This window comes from Chryseomicrobium imtechense, from assembly GCF_041475995.1.
Lineage (GTDB): Bacteria > Bacillota > Bacilli > Bacillales_A > Planococcaceae > Chryseomicrobium > Chryseomicrobium aureum.
Genome location: NZ_JBGOBM010000014.1, coordinates 17,434 through 42,768, shown reverse-complemented (window position 1 = coordinate 42,768; position 25,335 = coordinate 17,434). Strand labels below are relative to the sequence as shown.

Genomic DNA, 25,335 nt, shown 5'->3' with positions numbered 1-25,335 from the left:
TTGGAATCGAGATAAAGAGACCTGTTCTCTATCATTATACTTCTTCACAATGATGCTCACTCAAGGTATAATGATACTCAAAATAGTAGCGTAAACTTAAAGTGGATGATCGCCACATAAGGAAAGTTCGTTACAACGGTAATAGAACTAAGCACTTCAGCCCCAATCGAATTACAGACATATGAGGAGCATATAGATTGGTTCAGAAGAAAATGAACGATTCACGCTCGCGTGTGGTTATATGCGGTCGATTGAGGATGCGGGTTGCAGTGCGGTTTATTTAATCGGCTCTCTTGACGAGTCGATTCTTCAGAAGATGGACGGATTTGTGCTTACTAGCGGCGGATACATTGACCCGATTCATTTCGGAGAAGCCCCCTTCCTGGTCTCGGGGAAATTAACGGGTCACGAGATATCCGGGAACTCGCCCTCTTAAGGAAACTGACACAGGTGCGTAAACCTGTACTCGGGATCTGCAAGGATATGCAAATGTTGAACGTCGCGTGTGGTGGAACGATTCACCAAGACCTCTATTCGATTGCAGATGGGTCATTCCTCCAACATAACCCGAAGCGTTCACGCGAAGAAGCCCATCATGTTGTTGACGTTGTTTCTGGAAGCTTCTTAGAAAAACGGACAGGATGCACATCACTCCCCGTAAATTCATTTCACCACCAAGCCGTCCATCGTTTAGGTGATGGCACGCGCGTGAGTGCCACATCGTCTGACGGCGTTGTGGAAACAATCGAGCGCAAGGCTTCTCCTTGGTATAGCGTACAATGGCACCCCGAAACGATGGTGAATTGCCTGCATTCCAGTACATTATTTGCTGCATTTATAAAACACACAAAGGAGCTTAATTATGACACTTATTGATCTACATTGTGACCACTTGTATAAATTACAGAAGAATTTTCAGGGTGAACTAGATACATCGATTGAACGCTTACGGGCTGGCGGGATTACTGCTCAGGCCTTTGCGATCTATGTGGAACCTTCGCTTTCTGCGGAAACCGCCTATACAGCAGCCATGCATCAAGTAGAGCTTTTTCACAAGCATGTATTGTCTCATCCAGACGTGCACTGGGTACGCAACTGGCCAGAGCTTGCTGAACGTCCGGACGGCAAAATCTCTGTCTTCTTAACGCTCGAAGGACTCGAGTGTATCGGCAATGAACTGACGAAACTCGATGCTTTTTTGGACGCAGGTGTGTTATCTGTCGGGCTCACTTGGAATCCTGCAAACTTGGTAGCGGACGGCTGTGGGGAACCCCGTGGTGCTGGACTGACGACGTTCGGTAGACAGGTGGTGGCTCGGTTGAATGAGCGAGGGATTCTCGTCGATCTTGCCCATATTGCGGAAGCAGGGTTCTGGGAGACACTCGAGCTTGCCGAGTTTCCGATTGTCAGCCACGCGAATGCGCGTGCGCTCTGTGACCATCCTCGGAACTTATCGGATACTCAATTGCGAGCCATGATTGAAAAAGGCATACCGTTACATATTGTGTTTTATCCGGGGTTCATTTCAGGTAAAGACCATGCTGAAATCGATGAATTGATTGCTCATTTCGAGCACATTGTGGCTCTCGGTGGGGAAGACATTATTGGATTCGGTTCAGATTTCGACGGGATTAATATCAAAGTGGATGGACTGGAACACGCTGGACAGTTCCCTCACCTATTAGAACGTTTGCGCTCGAGTTTTAGTGACGACCAAGTGGAGAAGTGGATGTATAAGAATTTTTATCGATATGTGATGGGGTGAATGGGGCTTAGTCAGGGCTGGAGTGTGGATGAGCGGGAGTTCACCTTACAGCACGTGCATTTCTCGTGACAAAACAGGGATTTGTCGTGACGAAATAGAACTTTCATCTAGCAGAAAATCGATTTGTCGATCTTTACAAGCTTGTTCCCGGCCGGCTCACCACACGCTAACCTGCCCGCATGCACTAAACCCAAAACCCTAGCTGCCCAAGCCCTTGCTAGCAAGATCTACCCCACTTAAAAAAGCCGACGCGTGGATGCTTCCATACGTCGGCTTTCGTCATTTAGTTGGTTGTTAAGTCTTCGCACGCTTGGTAGATCAAGTCGAATAGCTCTGTCAGGTCTTCCTCGTCCACGCAACTAAATGCGACACGAATATCCGTCTGGTTGTTCGAGATGACACCCACGCCGTACTGGTCGAGTAAGTGTAAACGAAGCTCTTCTGCATCGATTTCATGCAACTTCACACACATAAAGTAGCCAGAGTTGAACGGATAGTACGTCCAGTGCTTATCAAACTTCGCGTCTGATAAAATCTCCTTTGTCTTCACGGCTCGGCCTTTCATGACGTCAAACTTCTGTTGCTTCTCGACTTCAAATTCAGGTGACTGAAGTGACTCTAGTATCATCGTCTGCGAAATGTGAGCCCCACTTGAAATCGTCCCACGAATAATACCTTTCGTTTTCTGCTCAAGAGCAGCCAGCGTCTCTTTGCCTGCAGCATACGTTATGAAGCCTACTCGTAAGCCCCAAACATAGTTCTCTTTCGTCGCTCCGTCAATCTTCACCGGAAGAATGCGGTCATGCACTCCTGCTAGGCGCCCAAATAGGGATTCAGTGATTGAATCTTCATAGAATAGACCAAAGTACGCGTCGTCTAACACGACGACTAAGTTTAATCCATTGTCTGCCGCTTCTTTTAACACGTCGACGATTTCATTCGCTTCGTCTTCGTGCGGTGTGTAACCAGTTGGGTTATTCGGGAAGTTTAACAGCACAATCGCTTTTCCGGATTGTTCTGCGAGCGCCTCGCGAAGTCCGTTTGTATCAAAACGCGTGTTTTCCGCGAACAGCGGGAACGTGACGATCTTTCCACCACGACGAACTCCGAATACGGTGTTGTAGTTGCCCCAGTAGTGGTTCGGTACGACGAGCGCGTCTCCTTCGTTCATAAATAAGTCCGCGAGAATCGATAGTCCGTGCGTCAATGCATTGGTGACAATCGGCTTCCCAATGGATTTGCCGACCATTGACGGGTTGTCTTTGTAGAGTTTTTCAAGCCATGCATCACGCAGTGCAGGCTTCCCTTGAGGGGGTGCATACGGGTAGACATCTTTTGGTGCATAGTCGATGCGTTTCTGGATATGTGAAAAGTGCATCGGTTCGCCATGTTCAGTCGCAATTCCGATCGTCGCATTGAATTTATGCGCTTTCTCAGACGCTTCAGCTCCTTGGCTCAAGATGCCTTTTGGATAGAATAAGTTTTTCCCAAGCGACGACAACATGTCGTGGACAGCCGGGCTTTCGTTTTGGATCTGGGTGTTCAGTTGCTGTGCTAATGGATTCACGAGTCAGAACCTCCTGCGTTTTTCTCTATTGTACGCTATTTACTTTGAAAATTCTTTTCCTAATTCTAAAAAGATTGGACAATGGTCACTGCCCATCGTGTCCGGGTGCATCCCTGCCTCTTTAATTAATGGAGCCAGTTTTTCGGAAACGATGAAGTAATCAATGCGCCACCCGATATTGCGCTCACGCACCTTCGCCATATAACTCCACCACGTATAATGGCTTTCTGCAGTTGGGTGAAGATAGCGGAAAGAATCCACAAATCCATTGTCGAGCAGACGTGTCATCTTCTCACGTTCTTCAAAGGTGAATCCGGAATTGCCGATGTTCGACTTCGCATTGCGGATATCGATTTCTTGCTGCGCGACATTTAGATCTCCTGCATAGATGACCGGCTTCGTCAAATTGAGCAGCGTCAAATAGCTATACATACGGTCTTCCCATTCGAGTCGGTACGGTAAACGTGACAGGTCTCTCTTTGCGTTCGATATGTAGGTGTTCACGAGATAAAAGTTGTCGTACTCAAGTGTAATGATACGCCCTTCCGCTTCATCCGGATCGTCTTCTAATCCGTAATGAACCGACAGCGGCTCATGCTTCGTAAAATAGCTGTGCCGGAGTAGCCCTTTTTCTCAGCGTCATTCCAGTACTGATGATATCCCGGAAGATCCAGGTCCAGCTGCCCTTGTTGCATCTTCGTTTCTTGAATACAGAAAAAATCAGCGTCTTGCGCGTGGAAGTACTCCATCCATCCTTTTTTTACACATGCGCGGATGCCGTTTACGTTCCATGAGATGAGTTTCATGCTGCCGCCTCCTTTAGTTCGAGACTAGTTTACCATAAAAAAAAAGACTCGCTAGGCAAGTCCGATATTATTTGTTGATACAACTTTCACCTATCATTAATTTCTTTCACAAAGTAAACGAATCTCCCTTAACCACTCATCTATTTGGTGTATCATGTATGTGCCTCACTTGTTTTCTGTCTCTGTAAAATGTAATAATTCATCGCAGCATTGTCTTTGTGACGGATGACATCAACCACCCGATACCCTGATGAAAACGCCTTTACAAAAGCTTTACGCAGTTCATGTCTCCAGAGTTGCGCTATCTTGATGCTTTGCTTTTTGATGAAATGAATGTCTCTTGGAACTGCTACTGCATAATAATCATCCACCAGCTCCTGTAAAGATCCGATCGGTGATAGTAGGTCAGCCACAACTTCACCATCTACCAGGTGGTCAATCACGTCAAGGTCCACTTGCGTCCTTTTCATCAACTCTTTTTCAGCTCCATGGACATCCCATTCAACCAAAAAACGGTCAGCGGGCATTCCCTTATTGATTTCGTCCGTCATTTCACCGTAATACTCCTTGTAATAAGTTCGGACATATCCCCCTAACTTGTGAATATTCAAATATCCATTTCTTGACTCCAAAGGGTCGTATGTCCAAACAATTTTGGTGTAACCATAATCAGCAGCCCAGGATTTTTGCGATATTTTTAGGCTTTCACCAATTCCCATGTTTCTATATTCCGGATGAATGGCCATCATATGTGAAATGAGAAGGTTTTGGCTGTCTTTAAAACCGGCAAATCCATAGCAAAATCCTACTAATTTTTCTTCGTCGAACGCACCGATGACAACTCCGCCATTATGAATGGCTGCAATTAAGTGGGGCAGCATCGTTACACTTTCAATACTCCAAATCCATTCCTGAAATTTTACGATTTCTTTTAAACGTTGAATATCGGTTACTTGTCGATAAACAATATGTGGAGACATGATTGTATCTCCTTTCCATAAAAGTTTTGTCTTAAATAAAACCCTTAGCTATACGGGATAGCTAAGGATGAAGAAATTAATTAGTTTTTGGGAATTGACGATAATGATAAGCGACTCGATCTATTTTCCCTTCGGAATTTCGCACAAAACGAATAATTTCTTTTTGGTCATTGACATCAGCCAAAAATAAATCTTTCCCTATACTTTTTACCGGGAAATTAAAGCCTGGCACTGAAAACTCAAGGCTGTCTTGTTTTAAATCCACTGTGAGTTTCATACCCTCGTTGGATACGTATTCCCCCACGAATTCAGCCAATTCTTCTGCTGTATGTGTATAATCATCGAATTCTACAGGAGATGCATCGAACTCTCTTCCTTCATAAACATTCAATGCACGAGCCATGATTGTTGAAGCAGGAACTGCTGCTAGGTTTGTAAGGATCATGGCGCTGACCCCTCTTTCCGGAATGACACTTAGCTGTGAAGCAATCGCTTTTAAGTTGCCTCCATGTTCCACTAATGTACCGCCATAGTAATCCGGTGTAATCATCAATCCATACCCGTAATATCGACCCGGCGAGCACTCTATGTGAGGTTTAATCATTTCTTTGACACTTTCTTCAGAAAGAATCTGGTTATCCCCGACTTTTCCATTGTTTCTGAAAATCTCGGCATACTTCAACATGTCTTCGACCGTCGATTTCAAATAACCAGCAGCTCTCATTGAAGGCGAATCCCACCATACGGGAGCTTCATACACCTCCTCGCTATTTTCGCCTTTTTGAATAGCGTAGAGTGATGTGATATTATCATAGTCTCCGAATTCTTCTATTAAAAAACCTGAATGATTCATGCCTGCCGGTTCCAAAATATGTTCTTTCACAAAATCTTCATAGGATTGCTCGCTAACACGAGCTATGATGGCACCTAATAAAGCATAGCTGTCATTCGAATAACTAAATTCGTTACCGGGATCGCCTAACAATTCAAATTGCTGCTTCCCAATAAACTCCATCAGCTCTTCAAATGTATCGATTGGTCCTTGTTCTTCTTCTTCTTTCAACTTGAGTCCTGGATAATCGTTTACAGAAGGATCACTATCAAAACTTCTTTTATTTGCGTACACCAGAGACGGGAGCGGCGGTAAACCAGCTGAATGAGTCATGAAATGATGGATCGTCATTTGATCTGTTTTATCTGTAGGAGTCTTGAATTCAGGCAAATACTTCACAACTGGATCATGTACATTTAGCTTGCCTTGTTCCTGCAGCTGCATGATGGCAACACAGGTAAAAGATTTTGTGACGGATGCAATGCCATAAATAGTTTCCATTGTTACCGGCTTTTCCTTCTCAATATTACGATAACCAAATCCTTTGCCGTAAACCAATTCGCCATCCTGGGCAATACCAATAGCTACTCCCGGAATGAGGTACTTGTCAATCAGCTCCTGTCCGGCATTTTCAAATGGCTTCATGTCCAATGTTTTAATCATCTCAACATCCCCTTATTTTTTAATATTCACATAAAAAAAGCTGTAAAAATCGTGAATGTCATTCTCCTTGGTTATAAAACGTAGGATATACATCACTTGTCCGCTGGTATTCTTCAAGTCTCTTTTGGACCTCTTGACTATTTTTAATCATCACACCTGACACCATGGCGTTCAGAATAGAAAAAATAGTTGGCATGCCTTTCAAGCTTGAAGGATTAGGTGTAATCACATTAAGTGTAATGTCTGACATGAGGCCTAAAGGTGATAATTCATCATCAGTAATCGTAACGATTTGTGCACCATGTTCTTTTGTGGCACTGACAAAAGAGATGGTTTGTTGGGAATAGCGTCTGAAAGAGAGTGCAATAACCAACCAGTCTTCATCAATCAATGTAAGCAAATGGTGTGCGTCGTCGATGTCGCCCTTAAATAAATACGTATCACCTTTAACAATATTCAAGCTGTAGGATAGCCAATTGGCAGCCGCATATGAAGTACGAAGACCAACGATTAACACCTTTTTGGAAGCAATGATTTTATCAATCGCCTCATTAAAATGTTCCTTGTCCATAGAATCAAATGTTTTTCTCATGAATTCAATGTCTTGTTCAACTGACGCCTGAATATCAGGCGAGTCATGCTTCATTCCATCGGTCAATGCTTTGAATGGATCATTATCAGGCTGGAGCAGCGAATTTCTGATTTCTTCCTGTAATGCTGCATAACCTGAATACCCTAAGGCATGGCAACATCTGATTACAGTAGTTTCACTTGTATTGGTCAGATTCCCAATTTCCTTTGCCGGATATAGAGCAACAGAGTTGGGATTTGCCACGATGAAATTTGATACACTTTTCAAGCCTTGTGTGAGTTCACTATAATTTTCTTTAATTTGTTGCTTGAGTTTTTTCATTGAAATCTCCTTTTAAGTGCCCTTAAGTGTATTAATTGTAAGCACTATCATATAAGTGACAGGATACAACATGACCAGGTGAGATTTCAATGTCTTTCGGTTTTATTGATTTGCAAACTTCCATGCATGCATTGCAACGTGTATGGAATGTACAGCCAGAGGGTGGAGCTGCAGGGTTTGGAACGTCACCTTTCAATGAAATTCTTTCTTTTTTCATTAAAGGATTTGGAACTGGAACTGCGGACATTAATGCCTGTGTGTAGGGATGTGATGGACGGGAAAATAAATCATCTTTTGAAGCATATTCCACCATCCTTCCTAAATACATGACGCCAATTTTGTCACTAATATGTTTCACTACACTCAAATCGTGGGCAATGAAAATGTAAGTTAAGCCCATTTGTTCCTGTAAATCTTGAAACAAGTTCAAGATTTGAGCTTGTATGGAAACATCAAGAGCTGAAACAGGCTCGTCTGCAATAATTAGAGTTGGATTTACTGCAATTGCACGTGCAATTCCTATACGCTGTCTTTGTCCTCCACTGAATTCATGAGGATATCGGTTGGCTAGATGTCGATTTAAACCTACCTTTTCCAATAATTGAAGGACAATTTCTCTTCGTTCTTTTTTATCCTTCCCAATGCTGTGCGTGGATAATGCTTCCTCTAATATAGAGGCAATCGTTATTCTTGGGTTTAATGAAGCATAAGGATCCTGGAAAACAATCTGCATTTCTTTTCTGAGCTTAAGAAGTTCACCTTTGGAAAGTGACGTTACCTCTTTTCCTTTATATTTGACGGAACCGCTAGTGGGATTGATTAAACGAAGAATACTTCTTCCCGTTGTGGACTTACCGCAGCCGCTTTCCCCGACAATTCCCAACGTTTCTCCTTTTGCTAATTTAAATGAGACTCCGTCTACAGCCTTAACGAATCCTGTATTTCTTTTTAAAATGCCCTTTTGGATAGGGAAATGTGTTTTGAGATCACTGACTTCCAGTATTTCTTCTTTCATGACACTTCCCCTTCCTCTTCAAATAACCAGCATCTGACTTTTTGCTTTTCAATATTGAATAATGGTGGGTTTTCCGTTGAACATTTTTCTAAAGCAAATTGGCATCTAAAACGAAAAGGGCAGCCTTCAGTAATTTCCCCTAAATTCGGTACGTTCCCTACAATTGGATCTAATCTATCCTTATTTTCCTCCAAATTAGGAATAGAGTTTAGTAATCCTAATGTATAAGGATGTTTTGGTTGTGTAAATAAAGTAGTGACTTCTGCCTCTTCTACTATCTGCCCGTAATACATAACCATAACCCTGTCTGCAACTTCAGCAACTACTCCTAAGTCATGAGTGATCAACAATATCGTTGTATCAAATTGATTTTTTAGATCATTCATTAAATCCAATATTTGTGCTTGAATGGTTACGTCCAATGCAGTTGTGGGTTCATCTGCAATAAGCAAGCTTGGATTGCATGCCATAGCCATGGCAATCATGACACGTTGCCTCATCCCACCTGATAACTGATGAGGATAATCATTTATAATCTTATCGGGTCTTGGTATTTCCACCTTTTTCAACATTTCAATCGTTTTTACTTTAATCTCTTCTTTAGAAGCTTTTGTATGTAACCTGATTACTTCACCAATCTGCTTTCCGATTTTGTGGACAGGATTTAGCGAAGTCATTGGCTCCTGAAAGATCATGGAAATTTCTTTTCCCCGAATTTGACGCATCTTCTTTGGTGATAGCCCATTAAGTTCTTTATTGTTCAGTCGTATGCTTCCTAAGACATCGCCTGCATGCTTTGGAATAAGTCCCATGATGGAAAGTGATGTAATACTCTTCCCGCAACCTGATTCCCCAACAAGTGCTACAGTCTCTCTCTTTTTCAGATTGAAGTTTACATGATTTACTGCTCGAACATGACTTTTCTTTTCCGCTGCAAATTGAATCACCAGGTTTTCAACAACTAGTAAATCATCCTCGTCAACAGCTTCTGGTTTTTTTTCTAATAGCTCAAGTAAATTGGTTGTCATAGTCATTACCTCCTTTACTTTAGTCTTGGATCAAGTGCATCACGAAGACCGTCTCCCAATAGATTAAATCCTAAAACGACCAACATGATTGCAAGGCCAGGGAATAATGACATCCACCATGCTTGCAACAAGAACGATTTTCCTACGTAAGCCATTGCCCCCCATTCAGGCGTGGGTGGTTGAGCACCTAAACCTAAAAAGCTGAGTGCAGCTGCTGCCAATATACTTGTGCCAAATTGCAAAGTAGACAATACTATTACTGGAGATAACACATTAGGAAATATATGTTTGACAATAATTTTAAAATCACTGACACCCAATGCTTGAACAGCCTCGATGTACTCTTTTTCACGAATTGATAATACTGCACCACGTACAACACGGACATAGGATGGTATAACCGAAATAGCAACAGCAATCATGGCATTTGTCAGTCCGACACCAAGAACTGCAATAATTGCGATTGCCAATAACAAAGAAGGAAATGCAAGTAAAATATCCATCATTTGCATTATGTAAATATCAATTCTTCGATAATAGCCGGAAATCACGCCGAGGACCACCCCGGTAATCCCTGCTATAGAGACAGCGACAAGGCCCATCATCAATGATATCCGGCCGCCATACATCATCCGTGATAATATATCTCTTCCAAATTCATCTGTTCCAAGCAAATGATTCATGGATGGAGGCAAAAAACGGTTTTCCATCTTCATTTCATCGATAGGAAAGGGAGCCAAAACAGGTGCCAATAGAGCAGCTCCTATAAAGAAAATCAATATAAATGATCCAGCCATTGCCCCTTTGTTTTTCATCAATCTTCCCCACACGATTTGCCAATATGATTTCGTGTTGTTTTTTTGGAGGTTAATAAGTGAAGGATCCATATTTTTAGAAGTAATTATTCCGCTCATTTACACTTCCTCCTTTCTATTCATACTTAATACGTGGATCTATTACACTATAAAAAATGTCTACGATTAGATTTACTACAATAAACATAAAGGCCATAAATAACACCAAGCCCTGGACTGTCGGCATATCCCTTGTTGCAATTGCATCGATTGCCAAACTTCCTATTCCAGGCAATGCAAAGACCGTTTCAGTTACAACCGCTCCTGCCAACAAGTTTCCAAATTGAATTCCAATGAGGGTGATAACAGGTATCAAAGCATTTTGTAATGCATGTCCAAAAATTAACTGAAACACATTGACTCCTTTTGCTTCTGCAGTCCGCATATAGTCCTGTTTAATAACTTCCAGCATACTTGATCTGGTCATACGAGCTATATTTCCTGATGTGCCAAGACCAAGAGTGATTGAAGGAAGAATTAATGAATATATACCGTCATATCCCGATATAGGAAAAATAGGTATTAAATATGAAAACAAATAGATTAAAAATAGTGCTATCCAAAATCCAGGCGCAGATATTCCCACAAGGGAGATTAGCATGGCCAATTGATCAAAAATGGTATTTTGTTTAACAGCCGCTATAATCCCCAACAATATTCCGACTATGGAACCGATGATTAAGCTAAACACGGCTAACTGAAAGGTTACCGGAATTCGATTTATTATTTCTTCTACTACACTTAGGCCTGTAATATAAGAAGTGCCTAAATCACCCTGTATGACACCTAACATGAATACAAAGTATTGGATGAGAAGATTTTTGTCCAAGCCCAATTCGCTTTTCAGCTTATTCACCGCTTCTTCAGTCGCAAACTCACCAAGAATATAGGAAACAGGATCGCCAGGAATAAGATGGACCATTAAAAATACAATGATGGAAACACCCAATAAAGTTAAGAGCGTTGTAAACAATCGTTTCAGAATATATCCTGACACACCAACTAACCTCCTTAAAATCAATAATTAGGGGAGGAGGTTATACCGCCCCCCTAATATTGAAGCCTATTTCTTAAGCTTTACGTCCGACCATATAATCGTCCCCGTTATTGGATGAATTTTCAATCCTTCCAAGTCACGGTGTGCCAGTACATTTTCCCTAACAAACAATGGTACCCAAGGAGCCTCTTCAACAATGATTCTTTGAGCTTCCTCATAAAGTGCCATACGTTCATCTGTATCAACTACAACACGAGCTTTTTCCAATATACTGATTAATTCATCATTTTGATAATGTACGCGAGTTGACAAACCACGACCAAACATGGAATTTAAGATGTCTGCGTCATACCAGCCGTAAGTCCAGAGAAGCATTTCATGAACACCTTCAGGGGATTGTGCACGTATTGTTGCATCCTCCTGGACTGAAATCCTGAGTTCAATACCCACTTCCTTCAATTGATTTTGAAGTACTTGTGCAATTCGCTGCATAGTTGGTTCTTGTGTTACCCATAGCTCGATTGATAAAGGTTTTCCATCTTTTACGACAAATCCATCTCCATTTGTTTCTGTATATCCCGATTCTGCCAGCAAGCTTTTTGCTTCCTCTAAGTCACGTGCATATTTTGCTGCAGCCTCATCCTCAACAGTTTGGCTATATCCCGGAATTGTTGGAGGCAGGGGGCCATATATAGGTTGTGCAGATCCTTCAAGCGCGAAATCTACGATTGTTGAACGGTCGACAGCTAATGCAATAGCTTGTCTAATATTTTTATCCTGGAAAATTGGTTTTTGATTGTTGAAACCAAGGTATACGTGCCCATTTGCCAATGTTCGCTCTAACGTGACGTTTGGATCTGCTTCCAATTCCTTAATATAATTGGGTGGAACGGACATCATGATTTGTGAATTTCCACGCTTGAATTCAAGAAGTCTTGTATCATCATCTGAAATAAAACGGAAAACGACCTCATCAAAAGTAGCTGCCCCCTTGTTTTCTGAATAGGCAGCGCCTAATTTGAAATTTTCGTAAGGTACATAAGTAATGGAGGATCCGCGTTTTATTTCTGAAACTTTTAATATACCAGCTGAACTTGCAACATCTGTTAAGTCTTCGCTATATTCCCCAATTACAGATGGATCAAGAGGTGCTAAATAAGAGACAGTAGCATTGCTAAGAAAAGGCGCAAATGGTTCTGAAAAGTGGAATTCAAATGTCCTATCGTCTATGACTTTAATTTCTTTCAATGGACCGATCATGTAGCTTGTTGGAGATGATTCAATAAAACGCTCAAAGGATATTTTTACAGCGTCTGATGTTACTGGGGTGCCTGTATGGAAAGTGGCGCCTTCCTTAAGCGTGAAAGAAACAACAAGACCATCAGTTGAAACTTCATAAGATTCCGCTAATGCAGGAACAATATTGCCATCAAAATCGAATCGAAGAAGAGGCTCATACAAGTGATTATTCGCATCATCTACCCATGTAGTCCTTTGGACGTCGACCGTATCAGGCTCCCGGACAGAGGTAACCACGATTGTGCCCCCTTCAGAAGCTTCTGCCTGGCCATCGCTTGTTTCAGTTTCTGAAGACTCACTCGGCGAGCAGGCTGATATTACCAGTAATAGAACAAGCAGCATAGACCAAATTTTAAATGGTTTCATTTTTCCCATAATTCTTCCCCCTAATCTATTGTTTAATTAATACTTCACTTAGCGGATATACTTCTGTTTTTAAATTTGTATACTTGAAGGATGTAAAGTCTAATGTTGTTAAGCCTGGAGAATCTACAGTGATGATCTTGGAGCTGATATGTTCGAAACCTGCGCGGAAGTGCTGACTTGACTTTAACGCAACGATTTTATAATCTTGTACGTCAATGCCATGGAGTAAGAAGATCTGTTCATCTAATGTTTGTGCTTTTACTGAGCAGACAATGATATCTACGCCATTGCTCTGCAATCTGACAGAAGGTCCTAAATTAATGACAGAACCTTTCCCCATAGGAGAGGATTGAATAAATACACCATCTGTAATGCTTTTCACATAAGCTTTTAAGTGTATCGGTTCGCCATGCAAACTATCGGTCTTGCCTCCTAATTGGGTCTCTATGGTGGTGCCGATGCCGGACTCGACTGCTTGTTTCACCACTTCTGGATCAAATATAAAACCGAAGCAGCTCTTTTCAATGCCTTTATTAATCATTGCCTTTAATAAATACGTCCCATCAGCAGGAGTTCCACCCCCAGGGTTATCCGATGTTTCATTGATGACTACTGGCTTCCCCACATGTGCAAGGGCAAGTTCTATCCCTTCTTCCGGAGATGGTTGTTTTTGTAGAAACTTTTCTTTGTTATCCCAAATATATTCACTAATTATATTCGCAATATCTTCTGCATACTCACTGCAATTGTTGGTTGTGACTAAAACGGATACTCCTACTTGAGAAATGTTCGTGTAGGGGAATCCATGGTAAAAGGTACAATCCACAACTTGGTCGCTCTTTTCCCATTCAAAGCATAGATTATTCACTTCTTTTGCCGGAGAGAGATTCGTTGTGGAAGTGGGAATCATCAATGGAAGATGTCGCAAAAACATGGTCGGTTTTAGATTTCCTTCAATGATTTGCACGGCACAGTCGACTGCTTCCATTCCTATTTCATAGCTATCTGTGTGGGGATACAAATGATTCCCCAAAATGAGCGTTGCATGCTTGACCATCTCGAATGTAACATTTGCATGTAAATCCAATGTAACGACAATCGGAATATGATCGCCGACAACTTCTCTTACTTTACTAAGAATGGAACCTTCCAGGTCTTCTGTAACTTCAGAAACTCCTGCTCCATGAAGTGCAAGAAGAATAGCATCGTACCCATCAGCACTTTTAATGCCTTCGATCAATTCATTCAATAGCGCTTCATAGGCCTCGGAAGTGATGATTCCTGCTGGATAGGCAAAGGTAGCAAAGGTAGGAATCAAGCCGATTCCCAATGCTTCTGCCTGATCTATCATGCCGCCTAAATAATTTCTTACATTTCGGTTTTTTGAAAGAAGGTCTTCACCTTTGTTCCAGCCCCATAACTTGAAAGCTTCGACATCTGTTTTTACATTGGAAAACGTGTTTGTCTCATGTAAGATTTCGCCGATTAATAATTTCAAACTGCCTCTTCCTCCCCTAATTTTGATTTTGCCCCGAATGAAACTTCTCTTGTTAAATACTTTCTGATCACTTGTTCATTCAGCTCAAAGCCAATGCCTTCGCCCTTAGGGACTTCAATAACCCCTGGTCTGATCGTGGTTACTTCCGGCACGACAATATCTTCATTCCAGTACCGGTTTGAGGCCGATGTATCACCCGGAATACTGAAATTATGCAAGGATGCAATGGCAATATTATGTGCTCTTCCTACTCCTGCTTCTAACATGCCTCCACACCACACGGGAATATTTTTTGATGCACAGTAGTCATGAATTTGTTTTGCTGCTGTTAATCCTCCTACTCTTCCCACCTTTATATTAATAATTTTGCAGCTGCCCAATTCTATGGCTTTTCTGGCATCTTCAAGTGAGTGGATACTTTCATCCAAACAGATAGAGGTTGAAATTTGAGCCTGTAATTTCGCATGGTCGATAATATCGTCATGGGCTAGCGGTTGTTCGATCATAATCAATTTGTATCGATCCAACTCTTTCAGTAGATCAATATCCTGTAATGTGTATGCTGAGTTTGCATCTGCCATAAGGGGAACATCGTAGCCGTACTTTTCCCGGATGGCTTTGATTGGCTCTACATCCCAGCCCGGTTTGATTTTGACTTTGATTTTTTTATAGCCTTCATTTAAAAATTGACCTACAACTGTAAGAAGTTGTTCTATGCTGCTTTCAATCCCGATACTGACACCGACATCAATTTCTTTAAAAGATCCCCCAAGTGCGGTGGACAAGGATTGATTGTTTGTTCGGCTGTATAAGTCCCAAACAGCACTTTCCAGCACAGCCTTTGCCATATTATTTCTGCGTATATGTGAAAATAATGATGAAACATCATCTGGGTGTGAAATTTCGTTTTCTAATAATATAGGAATCAAAAATTCCTCCATAATGTTCCAAATAGTGCCATTCGTTTCTTCGTTATAGAAAGGAAATGCCAATGCCACACTTTCTGCAATGCCAACCTTGCCTTCACTATGTAGCCGGACAATCGTTATTACTTTCTTTTCCTGCGTCCCAAAACTTGTAACAAATGGTGATTTTAAAGGCATTAATATTTCTTGCAATTCAACTCTTTCTATTTTCAAAACTCCTCCTCCTTGAACAATAAAAAATTTATGAAGTTTAAACTTCAATTATTTTTTGTGATAAAGTTTAAACTTTCATACATTATATGACTATTATCTTTGAATTACAACTTAATTTTTATATTTTTTTGAATATTTTCAAATTTAAATATTTATAAAAAGAATGAACCTTTTCTTTTCTTTGATTAGAATCGAAAAAGGCTGCTAACTCCTAAATGTTCAGAGAGATACAGCCGCAAATATTTAAATATTATTAAGGAGTTCTTTTTGAATTCGTTATAGCCGTTACCATCCGATCTATTACTGGAACGGTACTTGATTTGTAGTCATATTCACCAATGCAGGACGTTCATAGTCAGTATTGTATGGACTGTCAGTATCAATGTTCTTTCAACAGATTGAGCCATTAATCTCCCCTCCCATATAATGGGCCCTAACAAAAGAAAAAACCGTTCACCACATACTATGATGAACGATTGTTAAATTAAATGGATTTACACTGCTGTAAAGTGATCATAAGCAATTTTAGCTATTTGAGCGATGGTTTTTTCTCCCTCTTCCATGGTCACGTTATTTTTGGAAAAAACAGAGATGGTGTAAGCACCTTTTCCATCCGGCAGGTAAACAATCCCGACATCGTTAACTACATCACGAATAGTTCCCGTTTTGCTTGCAACTTTAGTCCCGTAAGGCAAATGATGTGGAATTCTATTTCTATGCTGCTGCTTGTATAGAATTTCTAATATTCCAATACTGGAGGCTTCTGAAAGTAATTCTTTCTTTGCGATCATCTCTAACAGCCGGTTCATTTCAACTGGACTTGATTCATTACTTCTCTTGTTTGGATGAAAGACAAAACTGTCCGTATCAAATGATTCTGGTGTGAAGTCAGTTGTCCGAAGTGTATCGGCTGCTTCAGCTGAATATGTTTTTGCATCCATGCCTAAGCTCGTTGTGATTAAATCCCAACAACTTTGATTGATATAAAGTTCATTCAGCCCGAGTTCTTTCATATAGGTTGAAACACTTTCAATACTGACAAGGTTCAGGATGGCATCAGTAGCAACATTATCACTCAGAATAATCATCAGCGTTGCCAAATCTTTAATTGTTACCTTCAGTCCGTGATCAATCTCTTGGAGAATTCCAGATCCTGGTACATAGCTTTCTTCGCTAATTCCAATCCTGTCACTAAGTGAAAGCTTACCTTCTTCCACATCTCGGAACAGTGTCACTAATATCGGGATTTTAAATGTACTGGCCAATTGAAATTGACTATACCCGTTAATAAATGCACTTTCACCAGTTTCCAGATTCTTTATGGCAACACCAAATGTTCCTGGAAGATTTTCTAAAGTGGCGTCTAATTTTTGCTGTAGATTCAACACGTCATTTCCCCCTTCTTACTCCGGCAGATGGGTATTAATCCAATCGACCATCGCTTCGACCCTTGCTATCCGATTTTCCGGTTCTGCATTTTGTAACATGCCATGGCTGGCGTTCGGGATACGCAAAAACTCTACTTCTTTTCCTTGTCGCTTTATATAAGAGTAAAACTGTTCCGCTTGTTCAATCGGACAACGCAGATCATCTTCTGCATGAACAATGAGAAGTGGGGTTTGAACATTTTCAACGTAAGCAAGCGGTGAAAGTTTCCAAAGTGATTCCGGATCTGTTTTTCCGAGAAACTCCTGGGATATAAATCCAGGTACAATGTCACTTGTACCGAAAAATGATACCCAATTTGAAATGCAACCTTCCGTAATAGCAGCAAAAAAGCGGTCTGTATGAGTTACCAGCCAATTTGTCATGAAACCGCCGTAGCTAAGTCCATTGACCGCGACTCGTTCACCGTCTAGAAAATCATATCTTGTAACGGCTTCTTTCACACCATTGAGAATATCCTGCATATCCTTCCCGCCGTAATCGCCTTGTACCGCCTCAGTAAATTCTCTTCCAAATCCGGAACTGCCCCGAGGATTTGTAAATACAACACCGTAGCCTTGGGCACTGATTAACTGCAATTGGTGGAAATAAGTATAGCCATACATGGAATGTGGGCCACCATGAATCTCGAGGAGGACAGGATATTTCTTACCTGGTTCCACATTAGCTGGCTTCAGCAAAAATCCTTGAATTTGCCAGCCATCTACCGATTCATATGAAAATGTTTCTGGTTCAACCACATTCAGCTCTGACAAAAGTTCATCGTTACAATCGTCTATACGTACTTCATTTTTAGGAAATATTGGATTATATACTTCAATGATATCCGTTACATTACGAATGGTGCGAACAACAGATTCTTCTTCCGATATTCGATTGGCAGTTATTTTTCCAGGATGCGAAGGAGAAGAATATGCGGCAACAACCGTCTCATCACCATCATAGGCAAAGTGGAATATAGCACGTTGTCCACCTACAACTGTTGTTTGACCACCATTTTCTGAAACTGAAAAACGCACAACTTCATTCGTTCCCTGGTGTGTAGTAAGAGCATAAATAAAACGGTTATCTTTCGACCATTGCGGTTTTACGTAAGATTTGATATATCGCATGTCGGTATAGTTCAAGTCAGCTAATGTATCCGGATAATCATCACTCAAACTTATCGATTCTCCACCATCGGCAGGAATGATGAGCAATTGTCGATGTACCATATCTCCACCTATGAAACTGATCCACTTCCCATCCGGTGAATAAGAAGGACTGGCAACTTTTGATGAATCATACAGTTTTTCTGCTTCTCCTCCCTTTACAGAAATCCTATTTAGTTCGCCTTTATACAATATATTGTCATTGTCGCTGCTGATAGATGAAAAAAGTAAATATTTCCCATCAGGGGAGATAGCAGGTTCTGTAACATCGTGAGCTGCATTAGTCACTTGGCTGAATGATCCAGAATGCGCATCAATGGAGACCAGTTGTAGCTTTAAGTTTTTTTGCAGACCCGTTCCATCAAGTTTGTAGTACAATCCACTGTAACGTTTAGGAGCGTTTTTCCAAGCAATATGGTCATTTGGACCCCATTGTTTTGCTTCGTCATCGGAATCTCGTTCTTGAAACACTTCTATTTCTTCGTTCAGCTTAACCGGAACCAACCCATAAATGGTTTCCCCATCTGGAGAATACAGGATGGAACTGATACCGCGTTTAAACTGCGAAATCCTTTTTTTCTCACCGGATTCCAATGATAGTACCCAAACCTGTGTCCCAAATTCTTCATTTGAAAGATAGGCTATTTTTTTCCCGTCAGGCGACCAGATAACAGATGTGTTTAGGTTTCCTTCTGAGGTCAAAACCTTGCGAGACTGTCCACCAATGTCCGAAAGCCAAAGATGTGTTTCATAGCCGTTTGTTGATTTTTTTGCTATTGTTTTTTCGTATACTACTTGCTTGCCATCCGGCGAAATAACCGGAGTGCTTGGCCATTGAAATTTATAAAGATCTTCAGATGTTACCGTTCTTAATGTAGACGTCAATGTACTCATCATAAAAGCTCCTTCACCTATGGTTTTTTAAACCTTAAATTATAAATTTCACTTACCTTAAAATTTCTACTTTTTCCTGCCCACTAACCTCAGACTCAGTATTCAAGTAGTCTTGGATTGCCGCAATAAAACTTTACCGGTATTAATCATGGAACGTTCGTCCGCATCAAATTTCGGATGATGATGAGGATAAGTGGCATTGATTTGTTCATTTCCTGCACCAACGAAAAAGAAAGCACCAGGTACTTCTTTCAAGTAATAGGCAAAATCTTCCCCGCCCATAATCGGCTTTACTTGAAACACCATATCTTCCCCAAGAATGTTCTCAGACAGGCTTGTGATTCGAGTAGCCTCTTTTTTATCATTCTTTAAATCAGGATACCCTCGCGTATAGGTTAGTTTTGCCGTTGCACCTGCACCTGCACACGTGGACGACACAATTTTATCAATCTCGTTTTCTATCAGGCTTCTAACTTCTTCATCCAATGTACGGACAGTTCCCGTGATCCGGGCTGTATCAGAAATCACATTGAAGTTTTGTCCTGTATTAATTGTTCCGACTGTTACGACAGCTAGGGAAAGCGGGTCAACCTTTCTGCTGACGATTTGCTGCAAATTCATGACCAGCTGGCATCCAACAACTACTGAATCAATAGTCATATGTGGCGATGCACCGTGTCCACCTTTGCCTTGAATTTGAATCTCGAAAGAATCAGCAGCAGCCAACAGACCCCCATCGTTTAAAGATATCGTACCTATTGGTGCGTTTGAGGAAACATGCGCCCCGTATATTACATCAACACCATTCAAACAGCCATCCTCAATCATGGGCTTAGCACCACCGGGAAGCTTTTCTTCGACAAACTGATGGATAAAAACGATGTTGCCTGCAATCTCATCCTTTATTTCGCTCAGAACTTTGGCTACACCCAATAGTGCTGCTGTATGCAGGTCATGTCCGCATGCATGCATGACACCAGGAATTCTTGATTTGTACGAGACCTCTTTTTCATCCTGTATAGGCAATGCATCAAAATCTGCACGCAATGCAACCGTTTTGCCGGGCTTGCCCCTCCTTAAGGTATCTAACAACACCTCTTCCGCCTACTCTAGTTTTCACTTCCATACCCAATTCACTAAGAAATTCTGCTATTTTTTTTGGGGTTTCATCTTCTTCGAATGACAGCTCGGGATACATGTGAAGATTTCTTCTAAAATCGACCATAACCGGGTTATACTCTTCAAGTTTTTCAAATAATTCTTCCAGATTTACGTTAACGGACCTCCTACGTTTTTCTATATTGTATGCTATTTACGTCAAAAACTCTTTGTCTAGTTCTAAAAAGATTGGGCAGTGATCGCTCCCCATTGTCTCCGGGTGCATCCCCGCTTCTTTTATTGCAGGTGCAAGCTTTTCGGAGACGAGGAAATAGTCAATGCGCCATCCGATGTTGCGCTCACGCACTTTCGCCATATAGCTCCACCATGTGTAGTGTCCTTCAGCTGTCGGGTGCAGGTAGCGGAATGTATCGACGAATCCATCTTCCAAAAGCTTCGTCATTTTTTCACGTTCTTCATATGTAAATCCAGAGTTCCCGATGTTCGACTTGGCGTTGCGGATATCGATTTCTTGATGCGCGACGTTTAAATCGCCTGTATAGATGACGGGTTTTGTAAAGTTCAAAAGTGTTAAGTACGAATTCATACGGTCCTCCCATTCTAATCGATAGGGAAGGCGCGACAAATCGCGTTTTGCGTTTGGCACGTAGCAATTGACGAGATAGAAATTTGGGTATTCGAGTGTAATGATACGTCCTTCTGCTTCATCAAGATCTTCACCAAGTCCGTAATGAACAGAGAGTGGTTCGTGTTTAGTGAAGATCGCGGTACCCGAGTAGCCTTTCTTCTCGGCATCGTTCCAGTATTGATAGTAGCCGGGTAGGTCGAGGTCGAGTTGACCTTGTTGCATCTTAGTCTCTTGAATACAGAAAAAATCAGCGTTTTGTGTGTGGAAGTAGTCGAGCCATCCTTTTTTGACGCAGGCGCGGATGCCGTTGACGTTCCATGAGATGAGTTTCATGTTGCTGCCTCCTTTGTCCGCATTTAGTTTACCATAAAAAAAGACTCGCTAAGCGAGTCGATGTGTCTTGGTTAATTAGTTCTTGTTAGTGGCATCGAACAACAACGGAACGACCCGCCGGATTTGATAATTTCACTGAAGTCGATTTCGATTACGTCGAAGTGATTCGCACGCAATTTTTCATTCACAGCTTTATTTTGTGGAAGACTGATGATTTTGTTATTGCCGATTGCAAGTACGTTTGTCCCCATTGCGAACTGCTCCTCTTTTTTCACTTCCATCAATGTATAGTGTTTCCCTAACATATCCAATGTCTCGGATGAAAGAGCGTCGGGATATACTAGAGCATGCGTCGGAGAGAGAATTGTGAAGACGCAGTCCAAGTGAAGACAAGATGCGTCAAACGGAACGCGGATGATCTCATTTGTCGGCAATTGCTTCTCTAAAAAGTCAATTGCCTCGTGATTCGTGCGGTGGCTGACACCTACAAACACTTTGCTACCGTCTACCACTACATCTCCACCTTCAATCGATCCAGCTGTCATCTTCTGATACGGAATGCCGTTTGATCCAACCCATTCACGCAGAATTTTTTCTTCTCCCTGACGAATCGGGCTCGCCATTTCGGAAATGAACACACGAGTTCCGATCGTAAAACCAATATCACGAGTGAAGACCTGTTCGGGGAATTCTTCATGCGCTGGAAGTGTAATGACTTCCACTCCATTGTCTTTAAGCACATCTGTAAAAGCAGCGTGTTGCTGAAGAGCGGTTTCCACATCGATATTATCCTTTGCGTACCGTTTTTGTACAGTATTGATGACTTCTTCAATTTTCATATAGGTTGGTTCACAAACAATGACTTGAGTGAGTGTGTCATATTCTGTTGAGCAGCCGTCCCATTGGTGTTGTTGTTTTTCAAGTCCCATCTTGTCTCCACCTTTTCCGTTCCTATTTTATATGAATACTATTTCCTCTTTTAGTACCGCTAAACTTCTTTTGGAAGTTTTTTGGTTTCTTTTTGAGAAAGTAGGGAATCAGAAGACAAATAGATAGATGAAGGGATTGTTTAGATGATTGCTGCAAAACATACACTATTGACGAAAGAAGATGTCGAGACACGCACGGATTTACCTGAGTGGTTCAAACGGGAATACCAAACATTTGAGAATACCGTCACTGACAAAACGTTCCCTTGTTATTTTGGTCGAACAGGTCATTTACGTGGTGAGTTGCGTTATGCATTTATCGAACAAAAAGACTGGACGAATGCAGCGAGTGCTTTGAAAGATTTCTTAGCATTATTTGAAGACCCAAACCACAAACGTCATGGGTTGTTTTTATTTGTTGAGCCCTTTGAAACGGAGCAGTCATTAGAAGCCTACCGCAAGCAGTTCTGGGATATTCTGCAGTATTTGCATGAAGTAGATGATGAAGAGTGGCCACAGGAAGCTCCAAAAGATCCAGATCATTATTTGTGGGATTTCCGTTATGCAGGACAACCGATCTTTGCATTTGGGAATACACCAGCATACAAACAACGCAAAACACGTGACCTTGGTAATTCGATGGTCATCGGATTCCAGCCACGGTTAATCTTCCAAGGACTCGAGGGAACTGAAAAAGGTGGTATCATGTCACGCGAAAAAGTACGAGAGCGAGTCGAGGCATGGGACAACCTTCCGAAACATCCGGACATCAGTCATTTCGGTGATCCAACACACAACGAATGGAAACAATTCTTCATCGGAGATGACAGCGAGCCGATCTTAGGCAAGTGCCCTTTCCAACATAAAGAATTATAGAAAAGAGGCCCCACACGACTTTTTCGTGTGAGGCCTCTTTTCGGTTGAGCGGATGATTACATCATGCCGCCCATTGACTAGCGGTTTATATAGCGTTGTATGGAATGGTTAAAACGTTATTATATAGAAGGTTTTCGTTTTTCTGTTACATAGAAAACTACACAAAACCATTTCATTGTTGCCGGATTGTTGCCCTCGTAAAAAACACAAAAAGAAAAAGAGCCCCTTTGTAGGGACTCTCTCTCTTGTACGCTGATTGCACGGTTCAGCGAACGAAACCTTTGTGGGTCCCGCTACTATAAGTAAAGGACAAATGTTGCGACTTCTTATTAACTTCTATATTTAGAATATATCATAGTTAAATACTTTGTCAATCAATTAAGTCTCAAAAACTTCGGATTGAAGTGCTTTAAAATTGAGCGTTATTTATGTCTCAGAAATACCGAACGATTTTGCTCGATAAATAATAGGATTTGATTTCACTTTATTAATGACTGAAACATCATCACAAATATAGGCGGTAATGAATCTCGCATACTTATTATTCTTTCTATTCAATGCAATAATTACCACGTAGCCGTCCGGTGTTACCAAACAAACCCGCCGATCTGGACTTGCAGCCTTCTTTTTAGAGTCCCACCCTTGATAAATTGTTAAATCATCGTCTAATAAAACTTTCCTTATCCATCGCATTCTCTTTGCTCTTTCAAAGCAAAATATACTTTTATCCCCTTTACGTCTATTCGCATTCTTATAAAAGGCATGTTCGAACATATCTGGGTGAAATCCAACCTTAATGCCATCGAATGTAAAAACTTCTTGGTTGCAATATTCTTCTTCAAATACCTTTTTATACTCGGCTAAATCAGGTAAATCAAGAAAAGCTTCATACGATGCCATTAAAGTTTAATCTCAAAAACATTAAATTTTCTTTGAATCTTAGCTGTGGGTTTAATTGCATGGCCGAGTTTTTCTTCAACTAATTCCACAATACTTTTCTTCGCTGCGCTTGTTTCATAATTATTATATTTATAACCAACCGCTCCCATTAACACATCTGTTAATTGTATTAATTCCGTTTGCTTCGATTCCACAGCTTGCAGATTGATAACTTCAGATAAAGAAGATTTATTTAATATAGATTTTAAATCTGTTAATCTCGTATGCTCTTTATTTTTTTTATAATCTACAAATATTGAATACTGCTCTTGTCCATCTAACCAGTGATAAAGTAATTGGTAATAAAATTTATAAAAACCTAACTCGTGATCTGAGTTATGGTATCTTTCTAAATCAACTTTTATTACATCAATTACAATACACCTAAACCGTAAACTCCCTAATTCAAAGAAGAGTTTCACTAATTCTTTATAAAACTCCATTTTGGAAGGGGAGACGTTATTCCACTTGATTTCACCATAGACGTTATACTGATCTCTTAATTTTTTTATTTCTTTCTTGGCTTTGTTGACATCGTTCTTGGAAACCCATATTCCTCCAATGACAGCATATTTGTCAATGGAATTTTGGTTTCCTATAGCTTCTGGTCTACTTTCATCGCAATAAACATGATACAAGGTACTACCCCCTTCACTGTATTACATTATAACATCATATTTGAGAAGGGTTTAACATTCACTGAATTTTATATAAATATCCTAATTTTTTATATCAGTAAAAGAAATGGCAAGTTGTTTTTTAACTTTGAAGATTTAACTTTCCCTATTTTTTTCTAATTATCCTCAGTCTTAAGTCGAGCGTCTGTCCACGCATTTTTTTATTGCCATTCATTCATAATCTCTCGCATTACCTTCAAACTTTCCTCATAAAACCAATACCGCTTACCGTTTTCTTTCCGTCGTTCCAGAAGCTTCATACGGGGATCCCTCAGGAAGTGTTCTTCCAGGAATGTTTTGCCCATGCAGGTCCTCTTCGACATTACATTAATGTCCCAGGTGAATAAAACATTCAGAATGGACGCATTCAGTTTCTCGTTTACCAGCTGCCGGATTTCTTCTTCATTGATGTCCACCTTTAAATCGATAAATGACAAAAGTACACTCCCTCAATTTTCAATAATTTTATGCTCCTGCTAAGCACCTGTAAATCGCCGTTTTAGGGCTTAGTAGAGTGGGACTTAGCAGTGGCGAGCCCCCTTCATCCAGTAACAGCAAGGGTTCAAAGGCACTTAACAAGTCCGACACCCCCCAGTAAAGAAGTTGCAAATAAGCGAGAAT

The 25,335-nt window shown here is 41.0% G+C and carries 20 protein-coding genes and 3 pseudogenes; 3 read left to right on the top strand and 20 right to left on the bottom strand.

The genetic code is table 11. The features are described from left to right. Positions 1-241 precede the first annotated feature (241 nt). Both AB5N96_RS11780 and AB5N96_RS11775 read left to right on the top strand, forming a co-directional pair. Positions 242-876, top strand: a pseudogene (locus AB5N96_RS11780) (gamma-glutamyl-gamma-aminobutyrate hydrolase family protein). Next, a complete protein-coding gene (locus AB5N96_RS11775) occupies positions 863-1,765 on the top strand; it encodes a dipeptidase (protein WP_204590676.1) in 903 nt (300 codons plus the stop codon). Before AB5N96_RS11780 ends, AB5N96_RS11775 begins: the two are co-directional and overlap by 14 nt. Before the next feature lie 283 nt (positions 1,766-2,048). On the opposite strand, the gene AB5N96_RS11770 is transcribed toward AB5N96_RS11775, so the two are convergent. The 17 genes and pseudogenes from AB5N96_RS11770 to AB5N96_RS11690 form a co-directional block, all read right to left on the bottom strand. Then, positions 2,049-3,332 (bottom strand): aminotransferase class I/II-fold pyridoxal phosphate-dependent enzyme, encoded by a 1,284-nt coding sequence (locus tag AB5N96_RS11770; RefSeq protein WP_204590678.1) that lies wholly within the window; start codon positions 3,330-3,332, stop codon positions 2,049-2,051. 39 nt (positions 3,333-3,371) lie between these two features. Then, positions 3,372-4,138 (bottom strand): annotated as a pseudogene (locus AB5N96_RS11765) (exodeoxyribonuclease III). Between the two features lie 152 nt (positions 4,139-4,290). Further along, a complete protein-coding gene (locus AB5N96_RS11760) occupies positions 4,291-5,118 on the bottom strand; it encodes a GNAT family N-acetyltransferase (RefSeq protein ID WP_204590680.1) in 828 nt (275 codons plus the stop codon). A gap of 76 nt (positions 5,119-5,194) precedes the next feature. Next, positions 5,195-6,613 carry a serine hydrolase domain-containing protein gene (locus AB5N96_RS11755; RefSeq protein ID WP_499705619.1) on the bottom strand — a complete coding sequence of 473 codons (1,419 nt, stop codon included), beginning with the start codon at positions 6,611-6,613 and terminating at the stop codon, positions 5,195-5,197. Between the two features lie 58 nt (positions 6,614-6,671). Continuing rightward, positions 6,672-7,526 carry a MurR/RpiR family transcriptional regulator gene (locus AB5N96_RS11750; RefSeq protein WP_499705618.1) on the bottom strand — a complete coding sequence of 285 codons (855 nt, stop codon included), beginning with the start codon at positions 7,524-7,526 and terminating at the stop codon, positions 6,672-6,674. Positions 7,527-7,557: 31 nt separating this feature from the next. Next, the gene (locus tag AB5N96_RS11745; RefSeq protein WP_499705617.1) at positions 7,558-8,541 is read right to left on the bottom strand and encodes an ABC transporter ATP-binding protein; all 984 of its coding nucleotides are present in this window, start codon (positions 8,539-8,541) and stop codon (positions 7,558-7,560) included. Then, entirely contained in the window at positions 8,538-9,569 is a 1,032-nt protein-coding gene (locus AB5N96_RS11740; RefSeq protein WP_499705616.1) for an ABC transporter ATP-binding protein, read from the bottom strand. Before AB5N96_RS11740 ends, AB5N96_RS11745 begins: the two co-directional genes overlap by 4 nt. A gap of 14 nt (positions 9,570-9,583) precedes the next feature. Further along, a complete protein-coding gene (locus AB5N96_RS11735) occupies positions 9,584-10,483 on the bottom strand; it encodes an ABC transporter permease (RefSeq protein WP_499705615.1) in 900 nt (299 codons plus the stop codon). A gap of 16 nt (positions 10,484-10,499) precedes the next feature. Then, the gene (locus AB5N96_RS11730; protein ID WP_499705614.1) at positions 10,500-11,420 is read right to left on the bottom strand and encodes an ABC transporter permease; all 921 of its coding nucleotides are present in this window, start codon (positions 11,418-11,420) and stop codon (positions 10,500-10,502) included. A 66-nt stretch (positions 11,421-11,486) separates the two neighbouring features. Beyond that, positions 11,487-13,094 carry an ABC transporter substrate-binding protein gene (locus tag AB5N96_RS11725; protein ID WP_499705613.1) on the bottom strand — a complete coding sequence of 536 codons (1,608 nt, stop codon included), beginning with the start codon at positions 13,092-13,094 and terminating at the stop codon, positions 11,487-11,489. Positions 13,095-13,110: 16 nt separating this feature from the next. Further along, positions 13,111-14,583 (bottom strand): M81 family metallopeptidase, encoded by a 1,473-nt coding sequence (locus tag AB5N96_RS11720; RefSeq protein ID WP_499705612.1) that lies wholly within the window; start codon positions 14,581-14,583, stop codon positions 13,111-13,113. Further along, complete coding sequence (gene menC, locus AB5N96_RS11715; RefSeq protein ID WP_499705611.1) at positions 14,580-15,722, bottom strand: o-succinylbenzoate synthase; 1,143 nt, start codon at positions 15,720-15,722, stop codon at positions 14,580-14,582. Before menC ends, AB5N96_RS11720 begins: the two co-directional genes overlap by 4 nt. 494 nt (positions 15,723-16,216) lie before the next feature. Beyond that, positions 16,217-17,110 (bottom strand): serine hydrolase, encoded by an 894-nt coding sequence (locus AB5N96_RS11710; RefSeq protein WP_499705610.1) that lies wholly within the window; start codon positions 17,108-17,110, stop codon positions 16,217-16,219. Between the two features lie 15 nt (positions 17,111-17,125). Beyond that, positions 17,126-19,213: a S9 family peptidase gene (locus AB5N96_RS11705; RefSeq protein WP_499705609.1), complete on the bottom strand. Its 2,088-nt coding sequence runs from the start codon at positions 19,211-19,213 to the stop codon at positions 17,126-17,128. A gap of 52 nt (positions 19,214-19,265) precedes the next feature. Then, positions 19,266-20,438 (bottom strand): annotated as a pseudogene (locus AB5N96_RS11700) (amidohydrolase). A gap of 87 nt (positions 20,439-20,525) precedes the next feature. Then, on the bottom strand, positions 20,526-21,293 hold the full coding sequence (locus AB5N96_RS11695; protein ID WP_499705608.1) for an exodeoxyribonuclease III: 768 nt from the start codon (positions 21,291-21,293) through the stop codon (positions 20,526-20,528). A 71-nt stretch (positions 21,294-21,364) separates the two neighbouring features. Further along, positions 21,365-22,222, bottom strand: coding sequence for a dimethylarginine dimethylaminohydrolase family protein (locus AB5N96_RS11690; protein ID WP_499705607.1), 858 nt, complete (start codon positions 22,220-22,222; stop codon positions 21,365-21,367). A gap of 144 nt (positions 22,223-22,366) precedes the next feature. Between AB5N96_RS11690 and AB5N96_RS11685 the strand changes: the two genes are divergently transcribed. Further along, on the top strand, positions 22,367-23,098 hold the full coding sequence (locus AB5N96_RS11685; RefSeq protein WP_499705606.1) for a YqcI/YcgG family protein: 732 nt from the start codon (positions 22,367-22,369) through the stop codon (positions 23,096-23,098). 426 nt (positions 23,099-23,524) lie between these two features. On the opposite strand, the gene AB5N96_RS11680 is transcribed toward AB5N96_RS11685, so the two are convergent. From AB5N96_RS11680 to AB5N96_RS11670, 3 genes are all read right to left on the bottom strand, one after another. Continuing rightward, complete coding sequence (locus AB5N96_RS11680; protein WP_499705605.1) at positions 23,525-23,998, bottom strand: hypothetical protein; 474 nt, start codon at positions 23,996-23,998, stop codon at positions 23,525-23,527. Beyond that, positions 23,998-24,675 carry a DUF3800 domain-containing protein gene (locus tag AB5N96_RS11675; RefSeq protein ID WP_499705604.1) on the bottom strand — a complete coding sequence of 226 codons (678 nt, stop codon included), beginning with the start codon at positions 24,673-24,675 and terminating at the stop codon, positions 23,998-24,000. Before AB5N96_RS11675 ends, AB5N96_RS11680 begins: the two co-directional genes overlap by 1 nt. Before the next feature lie 200 nt (positions 24,676-24,875). Beyond that, on the bottom strand, positions 24,876-25,151 hold the full coding sequence (locus AB5N96_RS11670) for a hypothetical protein (protein ID WP_499705603.1): 276 nt from the start codon (positions 25,149-25,151) through the stop codon (positions 24,876-24,878). Positions 25,152-25,335: the final 184 nt, after the last annotated feature.